This window comes from Mesorhizobium sp. URHB0026, assembly GCF_054059755.1.
The window spans coordinates 1,985,540-2,001,675 of the sequence record NZ_JBSSCN010000001.1 but is presented as its reverse complement, the minus strand read 5'-3'; the positions used below and the strand labels follow the sequence as shown (position 1 = coordinate 2,001,675).

Genomic DNA, 16,136 nt, shown 5'->3' with positions numbered 1-16,136 from the left:
ACTAAAGGTTGCGGTTCCCTTGCGACTGAGTCACAGTCCCGCGGCGTCGGCGGGGCGGAATGGAGGTTCCGTCCGGTGTATGACCCACTGGGAGGAATACCGATGAAGAGAATGCTTTTGCTGGGTGTTGCGTCTGCCGCATTCGCCCTGAGCGCGCCCGCGCATGCCGAACTGAAGTTCAAGCCGGGCGAGGACAAGCGCTTCAACTGGGCGAATTACGAGGACCTCAAGAAAGTCGATCTCAAGGGCGAGACGCTGACCATCTTCGGACCGTGGCGTGGCGAGGACGAGACGCTTGTCCGGTCAGTACTCGATTATTTTTCCGAAGCCACCGGCGCGGAGGTCAAATATTCCTCGTCCGAGAATTACGAGCAGCAGATTGTCATCGACACGCAGGCCGGCAGCCCGCCCAACATCGCGGTCCTGCCGCAGCCTGGCCTCATCCAGGACCTTGCTTCCAAGGGCGTGCTGACCCCGCTCGGCGACGACGTCGCAGCCTGGGTCAAGGAGAATTACGCCGCCGGCGACTCCTGGGCCAAGCTCGGCACTTATAATGGCAAGGACGGCAAGCCGGGCTTCTATGCCTTTCCCTACAAGATCGACGTGAAGGGGCTGGTCTGGTACTCGCCCGACAATTTCGAGGAAGCCGGCTACAAGGTGCCGAAGACGCAGGAAGAACTTGCCGAGCTCGAGAAGAAGATCATCGCCGATGGCGGCAAGCCGTGGTGCATCGGGCTTGGTTCAGGCGGCGCGACGGGCTGGCCGGCGACCGACTGGGTCGAGGACATCATGCTGCGCACGCAGACTCCCGAAGTCTACGACAAGTGGGTGAAGAACGAGATTCCGTTCAACGACCCGGCCGTGGTCAACGCCATCGACATCTTCGGCAAGATCGCCACGGACGACAAGATGGTCGACGGCGGCGCCAAGGCCGTCGCGGCGACCGACTTCCGCGACAGCCCGAAGGGCCTCTTTACCGTACCGCCGAAATGCTACATGCACCATCAGGCGTCGTTCATCCCCTCCTTCTTCCCGGAGGGCGTGAAGCTTGGCCAGGATGCCGACTTCTTCCCCTACCCGCCCTACGCCGCCAAGCCGGAGCTCGGAACGCCGCTGGAAGTCGCCGGAACGCTGGTAATGATCACCAAGGATTCCAAGGCATCGCGCGAATTCATCAAGTTCCTGCAGATGCCGCTCGCGCATGAATTGTGGATGGCACAGAAGAGCTTCGTCACGCCCTTCAAGGGGGCCAACAAGGACGCCTATGGCAGCGATGCGCTGAAGAAGCAGGGCGAGATCCTGGTCGGCGCCACGACGGTGCGCTTCGACGGCTCCGACCTGATGCCCGGCAAAGTCGGCGCCGGCTCGTTCTGGACCGGCATGATCGACCTGGTCGGCGGCAAGTCCGCGCAGGACGTCGCCACCGACATCCAGAAGAGCTGGGACGCCATCAAATAGGCCGCTCCGGCGCGACCTAATCCTTCCTCATCTTGCTACTGGATCCGGGCTACGGCCCGGATCCGACCGGCGGGGCACGCCGGAAGCTTCGCGTTTCGATTGTTCCGAATAACTGAAAGTCGGTGCATCGGTCGCCAGCATCGCTGGCCGGTCATGCGCAGGGAGAGGGACCCATGGCGGCTCAGATTCTCTCGGCAATATTCGTCATCATCATCGGCGTCGGCGGCTGCGTCGCCTATTTCTGGGGCGCCAACAAACTGCTTGACCTGATCTTCCCCGCGCGCGGGGTGTCCGGAACGGCCGCCGTCAACAATCTGCGCCGGCAGGGATTGGTGCGGCCTTGGTTGTTCGTGGGTCCGGCGCTGATCATCCTGACCATCTACCTGGTCTATCCGGTAATCGCGACGCTGTGGCTGTCCTTCTTCGATCGCGGCGGCACGAGTTTCGTCGGATTCGCCAACTATGAATGGGCGTTGCGCGATCCGGATCTGCGAAACGCCATCCGCAACAACATATTGTGGCTGGCGGTGGTGCCGGCGGCCTGCACCTTCCTCGGCTTGATCATCGCCGTGCTCACGGACAAGATATGGTGGGGAACGATCGCCAAGAGCCTGATCTTCCTGCCGTTGGCCATCTCCTTCGTCGGCGCCAGCGTGATCTGGAAGTTCATCTACGAATATCGTGGCCAAGGCCAGATCCAGATCGGCCTTCTCAACGCCATCATCCAGTATTTCGGCGGCCAACCGCAGGTCTGGATATCACTGCCGTTCTGGAACAACTTCTTCCTGATGGTCATCCTGATCTGGATCCAGACCGGCTTCGCCATGGTCATCCTGTCCTCGGCGTTGCGCGGCATCCCCGAAGAAACACTGGAAGCCGCGGTCATAGACGGCGCCAACCCGTTCCAGATCTTCTGGAAGATCATGGTGCCACAGATCTGGGGCACCATCGCGGTGGTATGGACCACCATCACCATCCTGGTGCTGAAAGTGTTCGACATCGTCCTGACCATGACCAACGGTCAATGGAACAGTCAGGTGCTGGCCAATCTGATGTTCGACTGGATGTTCCGCGGCGGCGGCGATTTCGGCCGCGGCGCGACCATCGCCATCATCATCATGATTGCCGTCATTCCGATCATGGTCTGGAACATCCGCCAGGCCAACAAAGAGACGGGAGGGCACTGAGATGGCCGTCGCGACCGGAAATTCCTTCGCCAGCCGTTTCGGCGTCCATATCGCGGTGCTCGTCTTCGTGGTGATCTGGACCATCCCCACGCTCGGCATCCTCGTCTCGTCGCTGCGCGACAAGGACCAGATCATCGCCTCGGGTTGGTGGAATTCCTTCGCCAGTTCCAGCCAGACAGAAGCCGGGCGACTGCCGGCCGCCTCCACACAAGTAGAAAAGGACGGCAAGTTCGTTCTCCAGGGCAACATCTTCGGCGACGGGGCCAAGCGCGCGATAAGCGCCTTCGGCGTCAAGGCGGCGGCACCGACGCAATATCCTGCCGGCACATCAGCCGATCTCGGTGACGGGGTGACCCTGCGGCTCAACGCGGACGGCAGCTTCGTCATGGCCTCGCCAAGGGCGTTCGAGGGCGACCGGGGCCAGCGCGTCTACTACGCTTCGTCGGCGCCGCCGAAATTCACCACCGACAATTATCAGACCGTGCTGTTTTCCGAAGGCATCGGCCGCTCCTTCATGAATTCGCTAACGGTCACCATCCCGGCGACCGTCATCCCGATCCTGATCGCGGCCTTTGCGGCCTACGCACTGGCCTGGATGCGCTTTCCAGGCCGCGCGCTCCTGATCGCCGTCGTCATCGGCCTGCTGGTGGTGCCGCTGCAGATGTCGCTCATTCCGCTCCTGAAGCTCTACAACGGCGTCGGCACGTTCTTCGGCGTGCCGTCCAAGACCTATCTCGGCATCTGGCTGGCGCATACCGGCTTCGGCCTGCCCTTCGCCATCTATCTCTTGCGAAGCTATATTGCCGGGCTACCGCGCGAGATCATGGAATCGGCGCGCATCGACGGCGCCAGCGATTTCGAGATCTTCGTCAAGATCGTGCTCCCGCTGTCCTTCCCGGTGCTTGCCTCCTTCGCCATCTTCCAATTCCTGTGGGTATGGAACGATCTCCTGGTGGCAATGGTTTTCCTCGGAACGGCGCCCGATCAGATCGTGCTGACGGCCAAGCTCAATGCGCTGCTTGGCTCGCGTGGCGGCAACTGGGAGATCCTGACGACATCGGCCTTCATCACGATCATCGTGCCGCTGATCGTCTTCTTCTCGCTGCAGCGTTATTTCGTCCGCGGGCTGCTGGCCGGCTCGGTGAAAGGAGGTTGAGACCATGCAATCGGCTTTGAAGGCGACTTCGAAACCAGACCCCGCCATCGACCGCGACTGGTGGCGAGGCGCGGTGATCTACCAGATATATCCACGCAGCTATCAGGATTCCAATGGCGATGGCATCGGCGACCTCAAGGGCATCATCGGCAGGCTGCCCTACATTGCCGCGCTTGGCGCGGATGCTATCTGGATCTCGCCTTTCTTCAAATCGCCAATGAAGGATTTCGGCTATGACGTCTCGGATTATTGTGACGTCGACCCGATGTTCGGCACGCTGGCGGATTTCGATGCATTGACGGCGGAGGCGCACCGACTGGGCCTCAAGGTGATGATCGACGAGGTGCTGTCGCATACCGCCGATATCCACCCCTGGTTCAAGGAAAGCCGCTCGAGCCGCACCAATCCTAAGGCCGACTGGTATGTCTGGGCGGATGCAAGACCCGATGGCACGCCGCCCAACAACTGGCTGTCGATCTTTGGCGGCTCGGCCTGGCAATGGGACACCAGCCGCCAGCAGTACTACCTGCACAATTTCCTGGCCGAGCAGCCGGACCTCAACTTCCATAACCGCCAGGTCCAGGACGCGCTGCTCGACGTCACCCGCTTCTGGCTGGAGCGCGACGTCGACGGCTTTCGCCTCGACACCATCAATTTTTACTTCCACAGCCAGGGGCTGGAAAACAACCCGCCGCTGCCGCCGGAACAGCGCAACGACCAGACCGCACCGACGGTCAATCCCTACAACTACCAGGACCATATCTACGACAAGAGCCGACCGGAAAACCTCGCCTTCCTCGAGCGCTTCCGGGCGCTGCTCGACGAGTACCCGGCGACCGCGGCGGTCGGCGAAGTCGGCGATTCGCAACGCGGGCTGGACGTGGTCGCCGCCTATACCGCCGGCGGCAAGCGCGTGCATATGTGCTATTCTTTCGACTTCCTGGCCCCGGAAAAGATCAGTGCCGCCAAGGTCCGCTCGGTGCTGGAAGCTTTTGGCCGGGTGGCCAGCGACGGCTGGTCGTGCTGGGCGTTTTCCAATCATGACGTGATGCGACCGGCCTCGCGCTGGGCCGCCAACGAGGCCGACCCGTCGGCCTATCTCAAGGTCATATCGGCATTGCTGATGTCGCTGCGCGGTTCGGTCTGCATCTACCAGGGCGAAGAACTCGGCCTCGGCGAGGCCGATCTGCGCTTCGAGGATCTGCAGGATCCCTACGGGATCCGTTTCTGGCCTGAATTCAAGGGCCGCGACGGCTGCCGCACGCCCATGGTGTGGGATGGCAGTGCCAGGAATGGCGGCTTCTCCCAGGCAAAACCCTGGCTGCCGGTGCCGGCCGCGCATCTGCGGCAGGCGGTCAACGTGCAGCAAGGCGACGAAACCTCCCTGCTTGAACATTACCGGCGCTTTCTTGCCTTCCGCCGCGCCAATCCGGCGCTAGCCAAGGGGGACATCGCCTTCATCGAAAGCCAGGGCGACACGGTCGCCTTCACCCGCCGGTCGGGTAATGAGGAGATCGTCTGCGTCTTCAATCTGGGCGCAAGGCCCGCGAAGGTTGACCTCGGCAACCGAACCCTGCAACCTTTGCCGGGACACGGGTTCTCCGGGCAGGCGAGCACCGGGTCGGTCGAACTCGGCGGCTATGGCGCCTGGTTCGGACGAATAGGCTGAAACATCCGAGGAATCACTGGAGGAAACCAATGGCCGATGTCAATTTGAGACAAGTGAAGAAGTCCTATGGCAATCTCAACATTCTCCACGGCATCGACCTCGACATCAAATCGGGCGAGTTCATCGTCTTCGTCGGCCCGTCGGGCTGCGGCAAGTCGACCTTGCTGCGCTCGATCGCGGGGCTCGAGGAAATCACGTCGGGTGAACTCAAGATCGACGGCCAGGTGGTCAACGACGTGCCACCCTCGAAGCGCGGCATCGCCATGGTGTTCCAGTCCTATGCGCTCTACCCGCACATGACCGTCTACGACAACATGGCCTTCTCGATGAAGATCGGTAAGGAAAGCAAGGCCGAGATCGACAAAAGGGTTCGGCAAGCTGCCGAGATCCTGCAGCTGACCAAATATCTGGACCGTCTGCCCAAGGCGATGTCGGGCGGCCAGCGGCAGCGCGTCGCCATCGGCCGCGCCATCGTGCGCAATCCGAAGGTGTTCCTGTTCGACGAACCGCTGTCGAACCTTGACGCCGCATTGCGCGTCGCCACCCGCATCGAGATCGCCAAGCTCAAGGAATCGATGCCCAACACGACCATGATCTACGTCACGCACGACCAAGTCGAGGCGATGACGCTGGCCGACCGGATCGTCGTGCTGAAGGACGGGCACATCGAGCAGGTCGGCACGCCCATGGAACTCTACAAGAACCCAGGCAACCTCTTCGTCGCCCAGTTCATCGGCTCGCCGGCCATGAACATCCTGCCGGCGACGGTCGACAAGACGGGCAACCCGACCATCGTCAGCCATGTCGGCGGCCGAAAGGCGACGGTGCCGATCGCGACACCTGCTTCGGCAAAGGGAGCGGCGGTCAGCTTCGGCGTACGGCCGGAAGATCTCGCGATCGCCAGCGGTGCGGATTATCTGTTCGAGGGGAGCGTCGATTATCTCGAACAGCTTGGCGAGGTCCAGCTGGTCTATGTCGATATTGGCCGGGCCGACCTGCCGCTGGTGACCAAGCTGCCGGGCAATGTCGAGGTCAAGCGCGGCTCGACGCTGCGGCTGACCGCCAATGCCGGCGACCTCCATATCTTCGATGCGGAGGGTCGCTCCTTTGCCCTCCACGAAGCGGAAGCAAAGGCGGCCTGAAGACGGCCGTTCCGGTAACGCAAAAAACAAAAGCAGCGGCGGGCATGGCCCGCCGCTCTTTTTGTCTGCACAGGCTGGTTAGTTGTTGCCGAAGAGATTGCGATCGGCACCCTGATGGGCCGGCTTCTGCACGTCGCCAGACGAATTCAGCAGCTTGTAGACCGGCGAATCGCTGTTGCGGATCGCACCCGTATGCGACGTATCGACATTGACAGTCGACGAAGCAGTGGGCTGGTTGGCGCCGTTGGAGCCATAATTGTCGCTGCCGGCGAAGGCGCTGCCGGAGAGGGCCAGAACGGCGGCGGCGGCAATGAGGATCTTGTTCATTTTAGGTAACTCCTGAATTTTGGAAGTCCCGCGGACCGGCGGGCAAAAGCCCACCGGCCGTGGGAGGCCATTAATGGCCGAAGAGGTTGCGGTCGCTGCCCTGCTGGACAGGCGCCGAGGTGGCCGGAGCCGACTTGCCGATCGACGCGGTGTTTGGATTGTCGGTGGAGGCAGCAGCAGCCTGGTTGGCGCCGTTGGAGCCATAGTTGTCGCTGCCGGCGAAAGCGCTGCCTGAGAGAGCCAGAACGGCGGCGGCAGCAAAGAGGATCTTGTTCATTTTAATACTCCTGAATTGTAGGGTCCACCGGCGCGGCAGGTTCACCCGCCGCGTGCCGGAGATGATTATTAATTGTTGCCGAAGAGGTTGTGGTCGGCGCCCGTCACAGGCGTCTGGGCAGCCGGCTCCGACTTCTTGGTCGAAGCGGTGTAGGAGCTGTCGACAGTGGCCGCGGGGGTCGCGGCGTTCGAACCATAATGGTCGCTACTAGCGAAGGCGCTGCCGGAAATCGCCAGAAGGGCGGCGGCAGTGAGAATGATCTTTTTCATTTTTGTACTCCAGTATTTTTCCCGTCCGTCTAGCGGCGTGTCTTGGATTGAATCGCGTCGTTCGGACCGCCCCGATGTGGGAGAGCCCCCTTGCCGTTTCCAATCACGAAGTTGTTCAGCGTGGACCATGACTCTGCTACTTGAAATTGTACCAACGCCTTCTACATGTCTCATTTTTCTGTTCGGTATCAAGTAGTTGACTAAGATGACGACCCGATCACCAACTGTGTCGGAGGGCTGGGCGTTCACACTGTCCTGCACGCACCGTCAACAGAAACGAACCGTTCGGTTCGATTTTAGACTGTGCTAATAGTCACTTTTCGAAACCGTTAACCCTTTTCCGGCCGGCTGAGGGTCGAAAACGGTGCCCGCGCGCGCCTGGCGAGAAGAGGCGATTCCCCCCGCGGCAATCATGCCGGGACGATCCCGCATGCGTGTCGCGCCGCATGGATGCGATGTCGCTTTCGTGCCGATGTCGCAAACCCTGTCGTGATTAGATCAAGCCATCTCAGGTGCCGCTGCGTGACGACGGAGCGGAGAATTGGGAAGCCGGTCAGATTCCGGCGCTGCCCCCGCAACGGTGGTGGAGTTCAAGTCGCAACGGGAGACCACTGGGCGAAAGCCTGGGAAGGTGTCGCGATGGTCCGCCAGGACAACTCCAGAGCCCGGAAACCAGCCCGAGATCGCTAGAACTCGACTGATCGCGGTGGGCGGTCAAGGGGCGGATGGTGTTGTCCGGCTTTCGCCGGCTTGCGCCCAGTCCTTCCTCCATCACCACCAGTTCAGTCCTTGAAAATGAGGACAGGACATGGACGCGCGCAACGACATGCTGAGGCTTTTGAACGGCCGCAGACAGGGCCTTTCGCTGGAACAGCCCTTCTATACCGACCCGGACTACTTCAAGCTGGACATGGAGCTGATCTGGTATCGCGACTGGCTGTTCATCGGCCATGATTGCGAGTTGCCCAAGCCGGGCAGCTTCATCACCGTGCAGATCGGCGATTATCCGGTCGTGCTGGTGCGCGATCAGCAGGGCAAGATCAACGCCTTCCACAATTCCTGCCGCCATCGCGGCAGCCGCGTCTGCAACACCGACAAGGGCATGGCCGCCAAGCTGGTGTGTCCCTATCACCAGTGGACCTACGAACTCGACGGCCGGCTGCTGTTCGCCCGCCAGATGGCCGATGGGTTCGACAAGAGCCAGTTCGGGCTCAAGCCGGTCGCCTGCGAAAGCGTCGCCGGCTATGTCTTCATCTGCCTGGCCAAGGAGCCCGCCGACTTCGCGCCGATGCGGGCGATGATCGAGCCCTATCTCCAGCCGCACCGGCTGAGCGAGGCCAAGATCGCCTTCGAGAGCACGATCATCGAGAAGGGCAACTGGAAGCTGGTCTGGGAAAACAACCGCGAATGCTACCATTGCGCGGGCAACCACCCTGAGCTGTGCAAGACCTTCCCGGAAGCGCCGACCGTGACTGGCGTGCAAGGCGCCGACAACGACCCGGAGATGCTGGCCCACTGGGCGAAGTGCGAAGCTGTTGGCCTGCCCAGCAAGTTTCGGATCGACCCGGCCGGACAATACCGCGCCACCCGCGCGCCGCTGCTGCGCGATGCCCAGAGCTACACGATGACCGGCAAGCGGGCGGTGAAGAGGAACCTGTCCGACAGCGTCTCGGCCGACCGGATCGGCACGCTAATGCACTATCACTACCCGACAACCTGGAACCATATCCTCGTGGATCATGCGGTGACGTTCCGCGTGCTGCCGGTCAGCGCCACGGAAACAGCGGTGACGACCAAATGGCTGGTCCACAAGGATGCGGTGGAAGGCGTTGACTACGATCTGCCCGAACTCACCCATGTCTGGACCGAGACCAACGACCAGGACCGCCGCATCGTCGAGGAAAACGCCTTCGGCATCCTGTCGCCGGCCTACGAGCCCGGTCCCTATTCGGAGCTGCACGAGGGCGGCGTCATCCAGTTCGTCGACTGGTACGCGCGCTTTATCGGCCCACGGCTTTCCGAAGACGGCCGGCCCGCTCTGCGCAGTGTCGCCTAGCGCATTTCGCCCAAACCGTGCAGCGTTTTGGGATCACGACATGCGCAAAATGAAAAGGTATGCAGGGATGAACGCCATGACTGATCTTGGCCTCTATCGCCATCTCGACCAGATGGCGCCGTGGAACGACAGGCTGCAGGTGCTGGAAGTGATCGGCGTCAGCGACGAGGCGCCCGACGTCAAGACCTTCACCTTCCGCTCGGACAACCAGACCTGGTTCCGCTACAAGCCGGGCCAGTTCGTGACGCTGGAATTGCCGACACCGGACGGCCCGCTGATGCGCACCTACACGCTGTCATCATCGCCGTCGCGACCATTCTCGATCGCGGTGACGGTGAAGGCGCAGGCGGGCAGCGTCGGCACACGCTGGATGTTCGATCACCTGACGCCCGGCTCGCACGTCAAGGCCTATGGACCGGCCGGCGACTTTTCGCTGCACAGCCACCCGGCGGCGAAATACCTGTTCATCTCGGCCGGTTCGGGCGTGACGCCGATGATGTCGATGCTGCGCTGGCTGAACGACTGCGCGCCATGGACCGATGTCGGATTCGTCAATTGCGCGCGGCGCCCTGAAGAGATCATCTTTCGCAAGGAACTCGAACTACTCGGCGGCCATATGCCGGGCCTGTCGCTCGGCTTCATGATCGAGGAGCGGTCGAGCCGCGAGGGCTGGTACGGCCATATGGGCCGCATCGACGCCATCCGGCTGCCGCTCCTGGCGCCCGATTTCCGCGAACGCGAAATCTTCTGCTGCGGCCCCGATCCCTTCATGCGCGCCGTGCGCGGCATGCTGGAGGCCGCCGGGTTCGACATGGCAAAGTACCATCAGGAGAGCTTTGCCGCGCCGGCGGTGGAGGAAATCCCGGCGCCGTTTGCCTCGCCGGCTGAAGACGGCGGGGCGATTTGCGTCGAAGCCGCGACGCCGATCCGCTTCGCGCTTTCGGATGTCGACGCCGATTGTGTCGCCGGCCAGACCGTGCTGCAGACGGCGCGCGCCTCGGGCGTGCGAATACCGGCTGCCTGCGAATTCGGCCTGTGCGGAACTTGCAAGGTGAAGAAAGTCTCCGGCAGCGTCGAGATGAGCCACAATGGCGGCATCCTCGATCATGAGATCGATGATGGCTTCATCCTGGCCTGTTGTTCCAAGCCATTGTCGCCGCTTGAAATCGAGGCTTGATCCGCCCCGCTTTCGACTGATCCCGGAAATGGTCCCGCGTTGCCGGCAAAGGTTACCTTGCCAAGGAAGACCTGAAAGTTTACAGGCGTTGTCGGTGGAAGCGGTCCTGCTGGCGGGCAGGAAATGCAGGACGGGGCAACAATGACGCATGATTCCCACGCCTATGCGGTAGCGAGCCGGGATATCGTTTTCGAATCTTTCGATGGCGAGGCCGTGGTGCTCAATCTTGCCAATGGCAAATATTTCGGCTTTTCCGATTCCGGCAGCAAGGTGTGGCAGGCGCTTTCATCCGGCGCGGACGCCCAGGCCCTGGTCGGACTGAGCGCCGGCGGCTCGACAATAGGCCAGGCCGAACTCGAACACTTCATATCGCAATTGCTCGAATTGGGTTTGCTGGTGCGCTTGGACGCGGCGGCGCGGCCTTTGCCGGGCGATTTGCCTGCCGAGCTTGCCGCCACGAACGAGCCGCTCAATGTGAGCATTCACGACGACCTCGCCGACCTGATCGTCGTTGATCCCATCCACGAGGTCGAGGAACCTCTCGGCTGGCCGGCGGTCAAGCAGGCTTCCTGACGGGGAGGCCGCAGCGTGATGGAAGGCGATTGATGCCGCGCGTCACGCTCGAAACCTTGCCGGATTACGCCCGGTATCTCATCGCCGCCGCTGAAGGCGCGGCCGCGTGCTATCCGACCATGCGAAAGGTTCGCCTGCCCTGGCTTGAACTGACCGCGCATCTCGGTCACGGCGTGCTTGCCGATGCATTGGGCCATGCTTTTGTCGAGGCCGGGCATGATCAGCCGGCACCGTCCACGGGTCGCATCTTCATCGCGCATCCCGGCATTGACGCCATCCCGGAGCCGGCGCACTGGGGCGATGCCCATTTCACCGAGCACGGTTTTGCCAAACAGCTCGCCGAAGCCGGTTTGCGCGGGCACCATTTCCACGACCTGGATTTCTGGCAAGTCTACGATCCGTACCGCCGCGTCGGCGTGCAGCTGATGGCCTCGGCCGATGCCTTTCCGCCCTGGGAGCCTGGAGCACCGCTGCGCGCCTTCCTGCACTGGGAATATGCCGCGCGCGGCATGCGGCTGACCCATGCCGGCACGCTCGGCATCGACGGCAAGGGTATTCTGCTTGCCGGCTCGGGCGGGGCCGGGAAATCCGGCACCGTCGTCGCCGGCCTGCTTAACGGGCTCGACAGTGTCGGCGACGACTATGTGCTGATCGATCTCACCGACGGCGTGACCGCGCGCCCCCTTTTTTCGACGTTGAAGCAGGACACGGAAGGTTTCGCTCGGCTGGGCCTGCGGCAGCGGCTGACGCAAGGCCCGCTGAACTGGCAAGGCAAGCACACGTTCCATATTCATGATGTCGCGCCTCGGCCGGTGCCCACCATGCTGGACATCGTCGCGCTGGTGGTGCCACATATCAGCGGAGGCGGAGCAAGTTCGATTATGCCGATGTCGCGCAAGGATGCCATGATTGCCTTGGCGCCGTCCGGCATCGCCCAGATGCCGGGCGAGCGCGAAAGCGGCTTTCGCTTCTTCAGCGAATTGGCGCGCCACCTGCCGTGCTTCCGATTGTCCCTCGGCACCGACCCGGCAGAGATCGCTGGCACAATCGAGGATTTCCTGACACGAGGCGCCCGGTGAAGCTCAGCGTGATCATGCCTGTGTACAATCGCGAGCGCTATGTCGTCTCGGCGCTGCGCTCGCTCGTGCGGCAGCACGATGCCGCCGATCTCGACATCATCGTGATCGACGACGGCTCGACCGACGGGTCGGCGGAGGCCGTGCGTTCGATGATGGCCGAGAACGCCTGCATTCGCCTTTTCCGGCAAGAGAACATGGGCGTGACGCGGGCCCGCAACGCTGGTCTCAGACTGCTCACGCCGGAAACCGAGCTCGTGTCGTTTCTCGATTCGGACGATGTCTCGCCCGCGGGACGATTCAAGGCCGATATTGCATGCTTTGACGCCGACCCCGCTCTGGAGCTTACCTATTCCCTGATGATGATGGTCGAACACATCGACGACGATCTGCTGGAACCCTGCCCCGGCAGCCATTGCATGACCGTGCGGGGAATTCATCTGTCGTCGGGCATTTTCTCGCGTAAGCTCATTGAACGGATCGGCGGCTTCGACGAGGCCTTCGGCCAGGCCGAAGACACCGACTACTTGCTGCGCACCTTTGAAAGCGGCCCCAGATTCGTCCTGCCGGATACCGTATCGCTTTACTACCGACGTCATCCCGGCAACATGACGAAGCAAGTCGACACATCCCTTCGGGAATTCTTGCGGGCCATCCACAAATCGATGAAACGGCGCAAGGCCGACCCTTCACTGCGCGGGATCGAAGGCATATTCGATGTAAAAGAACTCGCCAACTGGCGCTTCATGTAGCATGCGGAACTATGGCGTCGTCATACCGGCCTTCAACGCCAGCGGCACCATCGCCGAGACGCTGCGATCGGTCGCGGCGCAGACAGTGCGGCCCGAGCTGGTGGTCATCGTCGACGATGGATCCAACGACGATCTCGCGGCGGCGATCGGCGGAACGGACCTGCCGCTGCAATTGCTGCGCCAGGCAAATGCCGGACCTGGCAGCGCCACGACCAGGGGCATCGCCGCCTTGTCGACGCCGCTCATTGCGACGCTCGATGCCGACGATCTGTGGCTGCCGAGCAAGGTCGAAACACAGCTCGCGCATCTCGAAAGACATCCCGGAACGTCGGGCGTCTTCTGTCATTTGCGAAACTTCCGCAATGACCGGCCCGATGCTCCCGAGGACGCGATCGTACCCGGTTGGTCCCGCACCACGATGCTGATCCGGCGCGAGGTCGCCGAGACCGTCGGACCAGTCGTCGATCCGCCGGGCGGCCGCGGCGAAATGATCGACTGGATCGCGCGGGCACGCGAGGCGGGCCTTGCCCTCGACATGGTGGAAGAGGTGCTGGCGCTGCGTCGCATCAGGCCCGGCAGCCTGTCCTACGGGCGCGATGCGGCGCGCGACCGCGGCTATCTCGAAGTGGCGCGGCTCGCCATGCTGCGACGGGCCCGGAACAAGGCCGGCGCGGGCTGATGGCGGGCATCCGCCGCATCAGCCGACGTTTCCCGGACTATGGCTGGTCCTGGCCGACGGGCGGGCTCGACCAACTGCTCAAGGCCGCGCTTCTTGCCGATGAGGACGCGGCCGCCGGTTGCGCCTTGCAGTGGCTAAGCGCGAACGACATAGACCTCGTCTCCTTCAGGGAACATCGGCTGCTGGCCGCGATCTGCGACCGGTTCGGGCGGAAATTGGCCGGCCATTCCGCCTATCCGCGCCTTGTCGGCCTGCAAAAGATGCTGTGGACCAAGTCGCGCATGGCGATGCGCGAGGCCGAACCGGCGCTGCAGGCGATGACGGATTCCGGCTGCCTGGTGATGCTGATCAAGGGTGCCAGCCGCATTGCCTTGAACGCCTCGGCGCAGCGTGGCCGGGTGGCGCACGACATCGACATATTGGTGCGGCCGCAGGATATATCGGCGGCGTTCGGCGTGCTGCGCGACCGCGACTGGCAGATCGCCACCGGGGTAAGCCCACAGTATCTGAGGACAAGACTGGCGTCGCTACGCTCGATGAATTTTTTCAAGGGCAGTTATGGCGATATCGATCTGCACCAGCTTGCCTATGACGGTTCGCAGCAAAGCGACGAGGATGACCAGGCGATCTGGCAGCGCGCGGCGGCGGCCGAATTCAGCGGTGTCGGCGTGCTGGTGCCGTCGCCTGCGGATCGCATCGCGCTCGCCATCGCGCATGGCGGGCTCGATGCCCACACCCACAGCGATTGGCTGGTCGATTGCGCGGTGGCCATTCGCGCCGGCGGCGTCGACTGGGACGTGTTCCTCGATGTCGTCGCCAGGCGTGGCCTTGCCGTTGCCGCGGCGGTGGCGCTTTCCTACCTTGCGCTCGATGTTGGCGTGACGGTGCCTGACAGGGTGCTGGCGCGCGTGCTGGTCATGGCCGACCGCACCGGCCTTGCACGCTGGTCGGCATTGCTGCAGGCCAAGCCGCGAACCGACTTTGGCAGGCTGACCTGGCTGTCGCGCGGCTTCGCCAAGCAGTTGCGGCTGAGACGCAAGAGCGGGCGGCTGCGGCAGGAGCCGCCCGCCAGGGCATGGCGCGGCAGAGCATGGCGCGGCAGGCAGGCACCTCGCGAACCGCTGGAAGGACAGTCGCCCCCGGCCTTCTCGCAGACCATACCGTGCCCCGCGACGGCAGGGGAGATGATGCTGGACATCACGATCAGGATCAGCGTCCCGCCGGTCCGGCGCCGCATCGAAATGGAGATCAATGTGGGCGACGACCACGTCGCGCGTCTGCGTGCGATGGCCATCAGCCGGTCTGGTGGAGAGCGGGTGCTGCGCTTTCGCGGCAAGGTTACGTTCGACGGCCGGCAGCATGCCCTGACGCTGGAGGCGCGGCCGTCCCGGCAGTATCGCCAATGGGACGATCAGGCGACGGTCGCCGCCTACGGCGCATTGCCCTTCCATCTGGTCTCGGCGATTTTTTCACCGCTGCGCTGAACTGAACTATCGCTGGTCGCCCAAAGGTCGGCGGCGCCGTGCGGGGCGCGAACCCTCGCCTATACGGCGCCCTTGTCGGGCTTCGTCACCCGCCGCAACGTCAGATTGATCCTGCCGCCGTTCTTGAGCAGCGCCGAGGTCGAAGGGTAGATGCGGTCGACGCCATGGAAGGCAAGACGGCCCTCGCCGCCAATCACGACGACATCGCCGCTTTTGAGCCTGAACGATTTGGTGGCGCCATCGCGGGTTGTCTGGCCGACCCTGAACAGGCAATCGTCACCCAGCGAGACGGAGACGACCGGTGCTGAGAAATCGGCCTCGTCGCGATCCTGATGCAGGCCCATCTTGGCTTCCGGCGTGTAGAAATTGACCAGGCAGGCCTGCGGTGGATTGGGATAGCCCGACACCTGCCGCCACAGGTCGAGCAGACTGTCGGGGATAGGCGGCCACGGCTCTCCGGTCAGCGGATGCGTCGGCTGGTAGCGATAGCCGCGTTCCTTGTCGGTGACCCAGCCGAGCGGACCGCAATTGGTCATGCGCACGCTCATCTCCTTGCCGGTCCGAGGCATGGCCGGCACGAACAGCGGCGCCTGCTGGACAATGCTTCTCACCTCCTCGACCAGCGTCTCCTGGACGGCGCGGGACAGATGGGCCGGAATGTGACGGATGCCTTTGGGCAGAACGAGCATGGGTTGGCTCATGAGAATGGTTCGGAGCCTCAGCATGCCACCGCCAGACGAAAACGGCGACCCGAAAGCGGTGGTGGTTTTTACCAGGGAGGGCAGCGATGAATTCGTCTTGGCCAGATGGGCGGTTGACGAATAAAGATGACTAACATACCGACACGTCAAACA

Annotated in this window: 16 protein-coding genes and 1 riboswitch; of the genes, 12 read left to right on the top strand and 4 right to left on the bottom strand. The window is 62.7% G+C overall.

Annotated elements, in window-relative coordinates; all coding sequences use genetic code 11:
* Positions 1 to 102 precede the first annotated feature (102 nt).
* The 5 genes from ACVWWD_RS10150 (at position 103) to ACVWWD_RS10130 (ending at position 6,612) form a co-directional block, all read left to right on the top strand.
* Positions 103 to 1,458, top strand: coding sequence for an ABC transporter substrate-binding protein (locus ACVWWD_RS10150; protein ID WP_023781746.1), 1,356 nt, complete (start codon positions 103 to 105; stop codon positions 1,456 to 1,458).
* A 173-nt stretch (positions 1,459 to 1,631) separates the two neighbouring features.
* Positions 1,632 to 2,645, top strand: coding sequence for a carbohydrate ABC transporter permease (locus ACVWWD_RS10145; protein ID WP_352553734.1), 1,014 nt, complete (start codon positions 1,632 to 1,634; stop codon positions 2,643 to 2,645).
* 1 nt (position 2,646) lies between these two features.
* Complete coding sequence (locus tag ACVWWD_RS10140; protein ID WP_352553732.1) at positions 2,647 to 3,801, top strand: carbohydrate ABC transporter permease; 1,155 nt, start codon at positions 2,647 to 2,649, stop codon at positions 3,799 to 3,801.
* Between the two features lie 4 nt (positions 3,802 to 3,805).
* The gene (gene bglA / locus ACVWWD_RS10135; protein WP_352553730.1) at positions 3,806 to 5,470 is read left to right on the top strand and encodes a beta-galactosidase BglA; all 1,665 of its coding nucleotides are present in this window, start codon (positions 3,806 to 3,808) and stop codon (positions 5,468 to 5,470) included.
* A 29-nt stretch (positions 5,471 to 5,499) separates the two neighbouring features.
* Positions 5,500 to 6,612: an ABC transporter ATP-binding protein gene (locus ACVWWD_RS10130; protein ID WP_023772360.1), complete on the top strand. Its 1,113-nt coding sequence runs from the start codon at positions 5,500 to 5,502 to the stop codon at positions 6,610 to 6,612.
* 78 nt (positions 6,613 to 6,690) lie between these two features.
* Here the strand turns inward: ACVWWD_RS10130 and ACVWWD_RS10125 are convergent, their stop codons facing one another.
* From ACVWWD_RS10125 to ACVWWD_RS10115, 3 genes are all read right to left on the bottom strand, one after another.
* Positions 6,691 to 6,939: a DUF680 domain-containing protein gene (locus tag ACVWWD_RS10125; RefSeq protein ID WP_352552442.1), complete on the bottom strand. Its 249-nt coding sequence runs from the start codon at positions 6,937 to 6,939 to the stop codon at positions 6,691 to 6,693.
* A gap of 70 nt (positions 6,940 to 7,009) precedes the next feature.
* Positions 7,010 to 7,216 (bottom strand): DUF680 domain-containing protein, encoded by a 207-nt coding sequence (locus ACVWWD_RS10120; RefSeq protein ID WP_023772358.1) that lies wholly within the window; start codon positions 7,214 to 7,216, stop codon positions 7,010 to 7,012.
* Between the two features lie 68 nt (positions 7,217 to 7,284).
* Entirely contained in the window at positions 7,285 to 7,485 is a 201-nt protein-coding gene (locus tag ACVWWD_RS10115; RefSeq protein ID WP_023772357.1) for a DUF680 domain-containing protein, read from the bottom strand.
* A 493-nt stretch (positions 7,486 to 7,978) separates the two neighbouring features.
* A riboswitch (cobalamin riboswitch) is annotated at positions 7,979 to 8,180 on the top strand.
* A gap of 113 nt (positions 8,181 to 8,293) precedes the next feature.
* On the opposite strand from ACVWWD_RS10115, the gene ACVWWD_RS10110 reads away from it, so the two are divergent.
* The 7 genes from ACVWWD_RS10110 to ACVWWD_RS10080 all read left to right on the top strand — a co-directional run bounded on the left by ACVWWD_RS10110 (position 8,294) and on the right by ACVWWD_RS10080 (position 15,282).
* Positions 8,294 to 9,541, top strand: coding sequence for an aromatic ring-hydroxylating oxygenase subunit alpha (locus ACVWWD_RS10110; RefSeq protein WP_352552439.1), 1,248 nt, complete (start codon positions 8,294 to 8,296; stop codon positions 9,539 to 9,541).
* A 76-nt stretch (positions 9,542 to 9,617) separates the two neighbouring features.
* Complete coding sequence (locus tag ACVWWD_RS10105; protein ID WP_352552437.1) at positions 9,618 to 10,718, top strand: hybrid-cluster NAD(P)-dependent oxidoreductase; 1,101 nt, start codon at positions 9,618 to 9,620, stop codon at positions 10,716 to 10,718.
* A 141-nt stretch (positions 10,719 to 10,859) separates the two neighbouring features.
* Complete coding sequence (locus ACVWWD_RS10100) at positions 10,860 to 11,291, top strand: PqqD family peptide modification chaperone (protein WP_023781753.1); 432 nt, start codon at positions 10,860 to 10,862, stop codon at positions 11,289 to 11,291.
* 32 nt (positions 11,292 to 11,323) lie between these two features.
* Entirely contained in the window at positions 11,324 to 12,370 is a 1,047-nt protein-coding gene (locus ACVWWD_RS10095) for a serine kinase (RefSeq protein WP_352552435.1), read from the top strand.
* Positions 12,367 to 13,119 carry a glycosyltransferase family 2 protein gene (locus ACVWWD_RS10090; protein WP_352552433.1) on the top strand — a complete coding sequence of 251 codons (753 nt, stop codon included), beginning with the start codon at positions 12,367 to 12,369 and terminating at the stop codon, positions 13,117 to 13,119. Before ACVWWD_RS10095 ends, ACVWWD_RS10090 begins: the two co-directional genes overlap by 4 nt.
* 1 nt (position 13,120) lies before the next feature.
* Positions 13,121 to 13,798, top strand: a complete 678-nt coding sequence (locus tag ACVWWD_RS10085) for a glycosyltransferase family 2 protein (protein WP_023772351.1) — start codon at positions 13,121 to 13,123, stop codon at positions 13,796 to 13,798.
* Positions 13,798 to 15,282, top strand: a complete 1,485-nt coding sequence (locus ACVWWD_RS10080; protein ID WP_352552430.1) for a nucleotidyltransferase family protein — start codon at positions 13,798 to 13,800, stop codon at positions 15,280 to 15,282. Before ACVWWD_RS10085 ends, ACVWWD_RS10080 begins: the two co-directional genes overlap by 1 nt.
* 59 nt (positions 15,283 to 15,341) lie before the next feature.
* On the opposite strand, the gene ACVWWD_RS10075 is transcribed toward ACVWWD_RS10080, so the two are convergent.
* Positions 15,342 to 15,971 (bottom strand): alpha-ketoglutarate-dependent dioxygenase AlkB family protein, encoded by a 630-nt coding sequence (locus ACVWWD_RS10075; protein ID WP_352552428.1) that lies wholly within the window; start codon positions 15,969 to 15,971, stop codon positions 15,342 to 15,344.
* Positions 15,972 to 16,136: the final 165 nt, after the last annotated feature.

Coding starts and splice junctions, on each gene's coding strand:
- ACVWWD_RS10080 (WP_352552430.1), top strand. CDS start 13,798: ATGGCGGGCATCCGCCGCATCAGCCGACGTTTCCCGGACTATGGCTGG.
- ACVWWD_RS10120 (WP_023772358.1), bottom strand. CDS start 7,216: ATGAACAAGATCCTCTTTGCTGCCGCCGCCGTTCTGGCTCTCTCAGGC.
- ACVWWD_RS10145 (WP_352553734.1), top strand. CDS start 1,632: ATGGCGGCTCAGATTCTCTCGGCAATATTCGTCATCATCATCGGCGTC.
- ACVWWD_RS10140 (WP_352553732.1), top strand. CDS start 2,647: ATGGCCGTCGCGACCGGAAATTCCTTCGCCAGCCGTTTCGGCGTCCAT.
- ACVWWD_RS10125 (WP_352552442.1), bottom strand. CDS start 6,939: ATGAACAAGATCCTCATTGCCGCCGCCGCCGTTCTGGCCCTCTCCGGC.
- ACVWWD_RS10075 (WP_352552428.1), bottom strand. CDS start 15,971: ATGCTCGTTCTGCCCAAAGGCATCCGTCACATTCCGGCCCATCTGTCC.
- ACVWWD_RS10150 (WP_023781746.1), top strand. CDS start 103: ATGAAGAGAATGCTTTTGCTGGGTGTTGCGTCTGCCGCATTCGCCCTG.
- ACVWWD_RS10115 (WP_023772357.1), bottom strand. CDS start 7,485: ATGAAAAAGATCATTCTCACTGCCGCCGCCCTTCTGGCGATTTCCGGC.
- ACVWWD_RS10130 (WP_023772360.1), top strand. CDS start 5,500: ATGGCCGATGTCAATTTGAGACAAGTGAAGAAGTCCTATGGCAATCTC.
- ACVWWD_RS10095 (WP_352552435.1), top strand. CDS start 11,324: ATGCCGCGCGTCACGCTCGAAACCTTGCCGGATTACGCCCGGTATCTC.
- ACVWWD_RS10105 (WP_352552437.1), top strand. CDS start 9,618: ATGACTGATCTTGGCCTCTATCGCCATCTCGACCAGATGGCGCCGTGG.
- ACVWWD_RS10100 (WP_023781753.1), top strand. CDS start 10,860: ATGACGCATGATTCCCACGCCTATGCGGTAGCGAGCCGGGATATCGTT.
- ACVWWD_RS10110 (WP_352552439.1), top strand. CDS start 8,294: ATGGACGCGCGCAACGACATGCTGAGGCTTTTGAACGGCCGCAGACAG.
- bglA (WP_352553730.1), top strand. CDS start 3,806: ATGCAATCGGCTTTGAAGGCGACTTCGAAACCAGACCCCGCCATCGAC.
- ACVWWD_RS10085 (WP_023772351.1), top strand. CDS start 13,121: ATGCGGAACTATGGCGTCGTCATACCGGCCTTCAACGCCAGCGGCACC.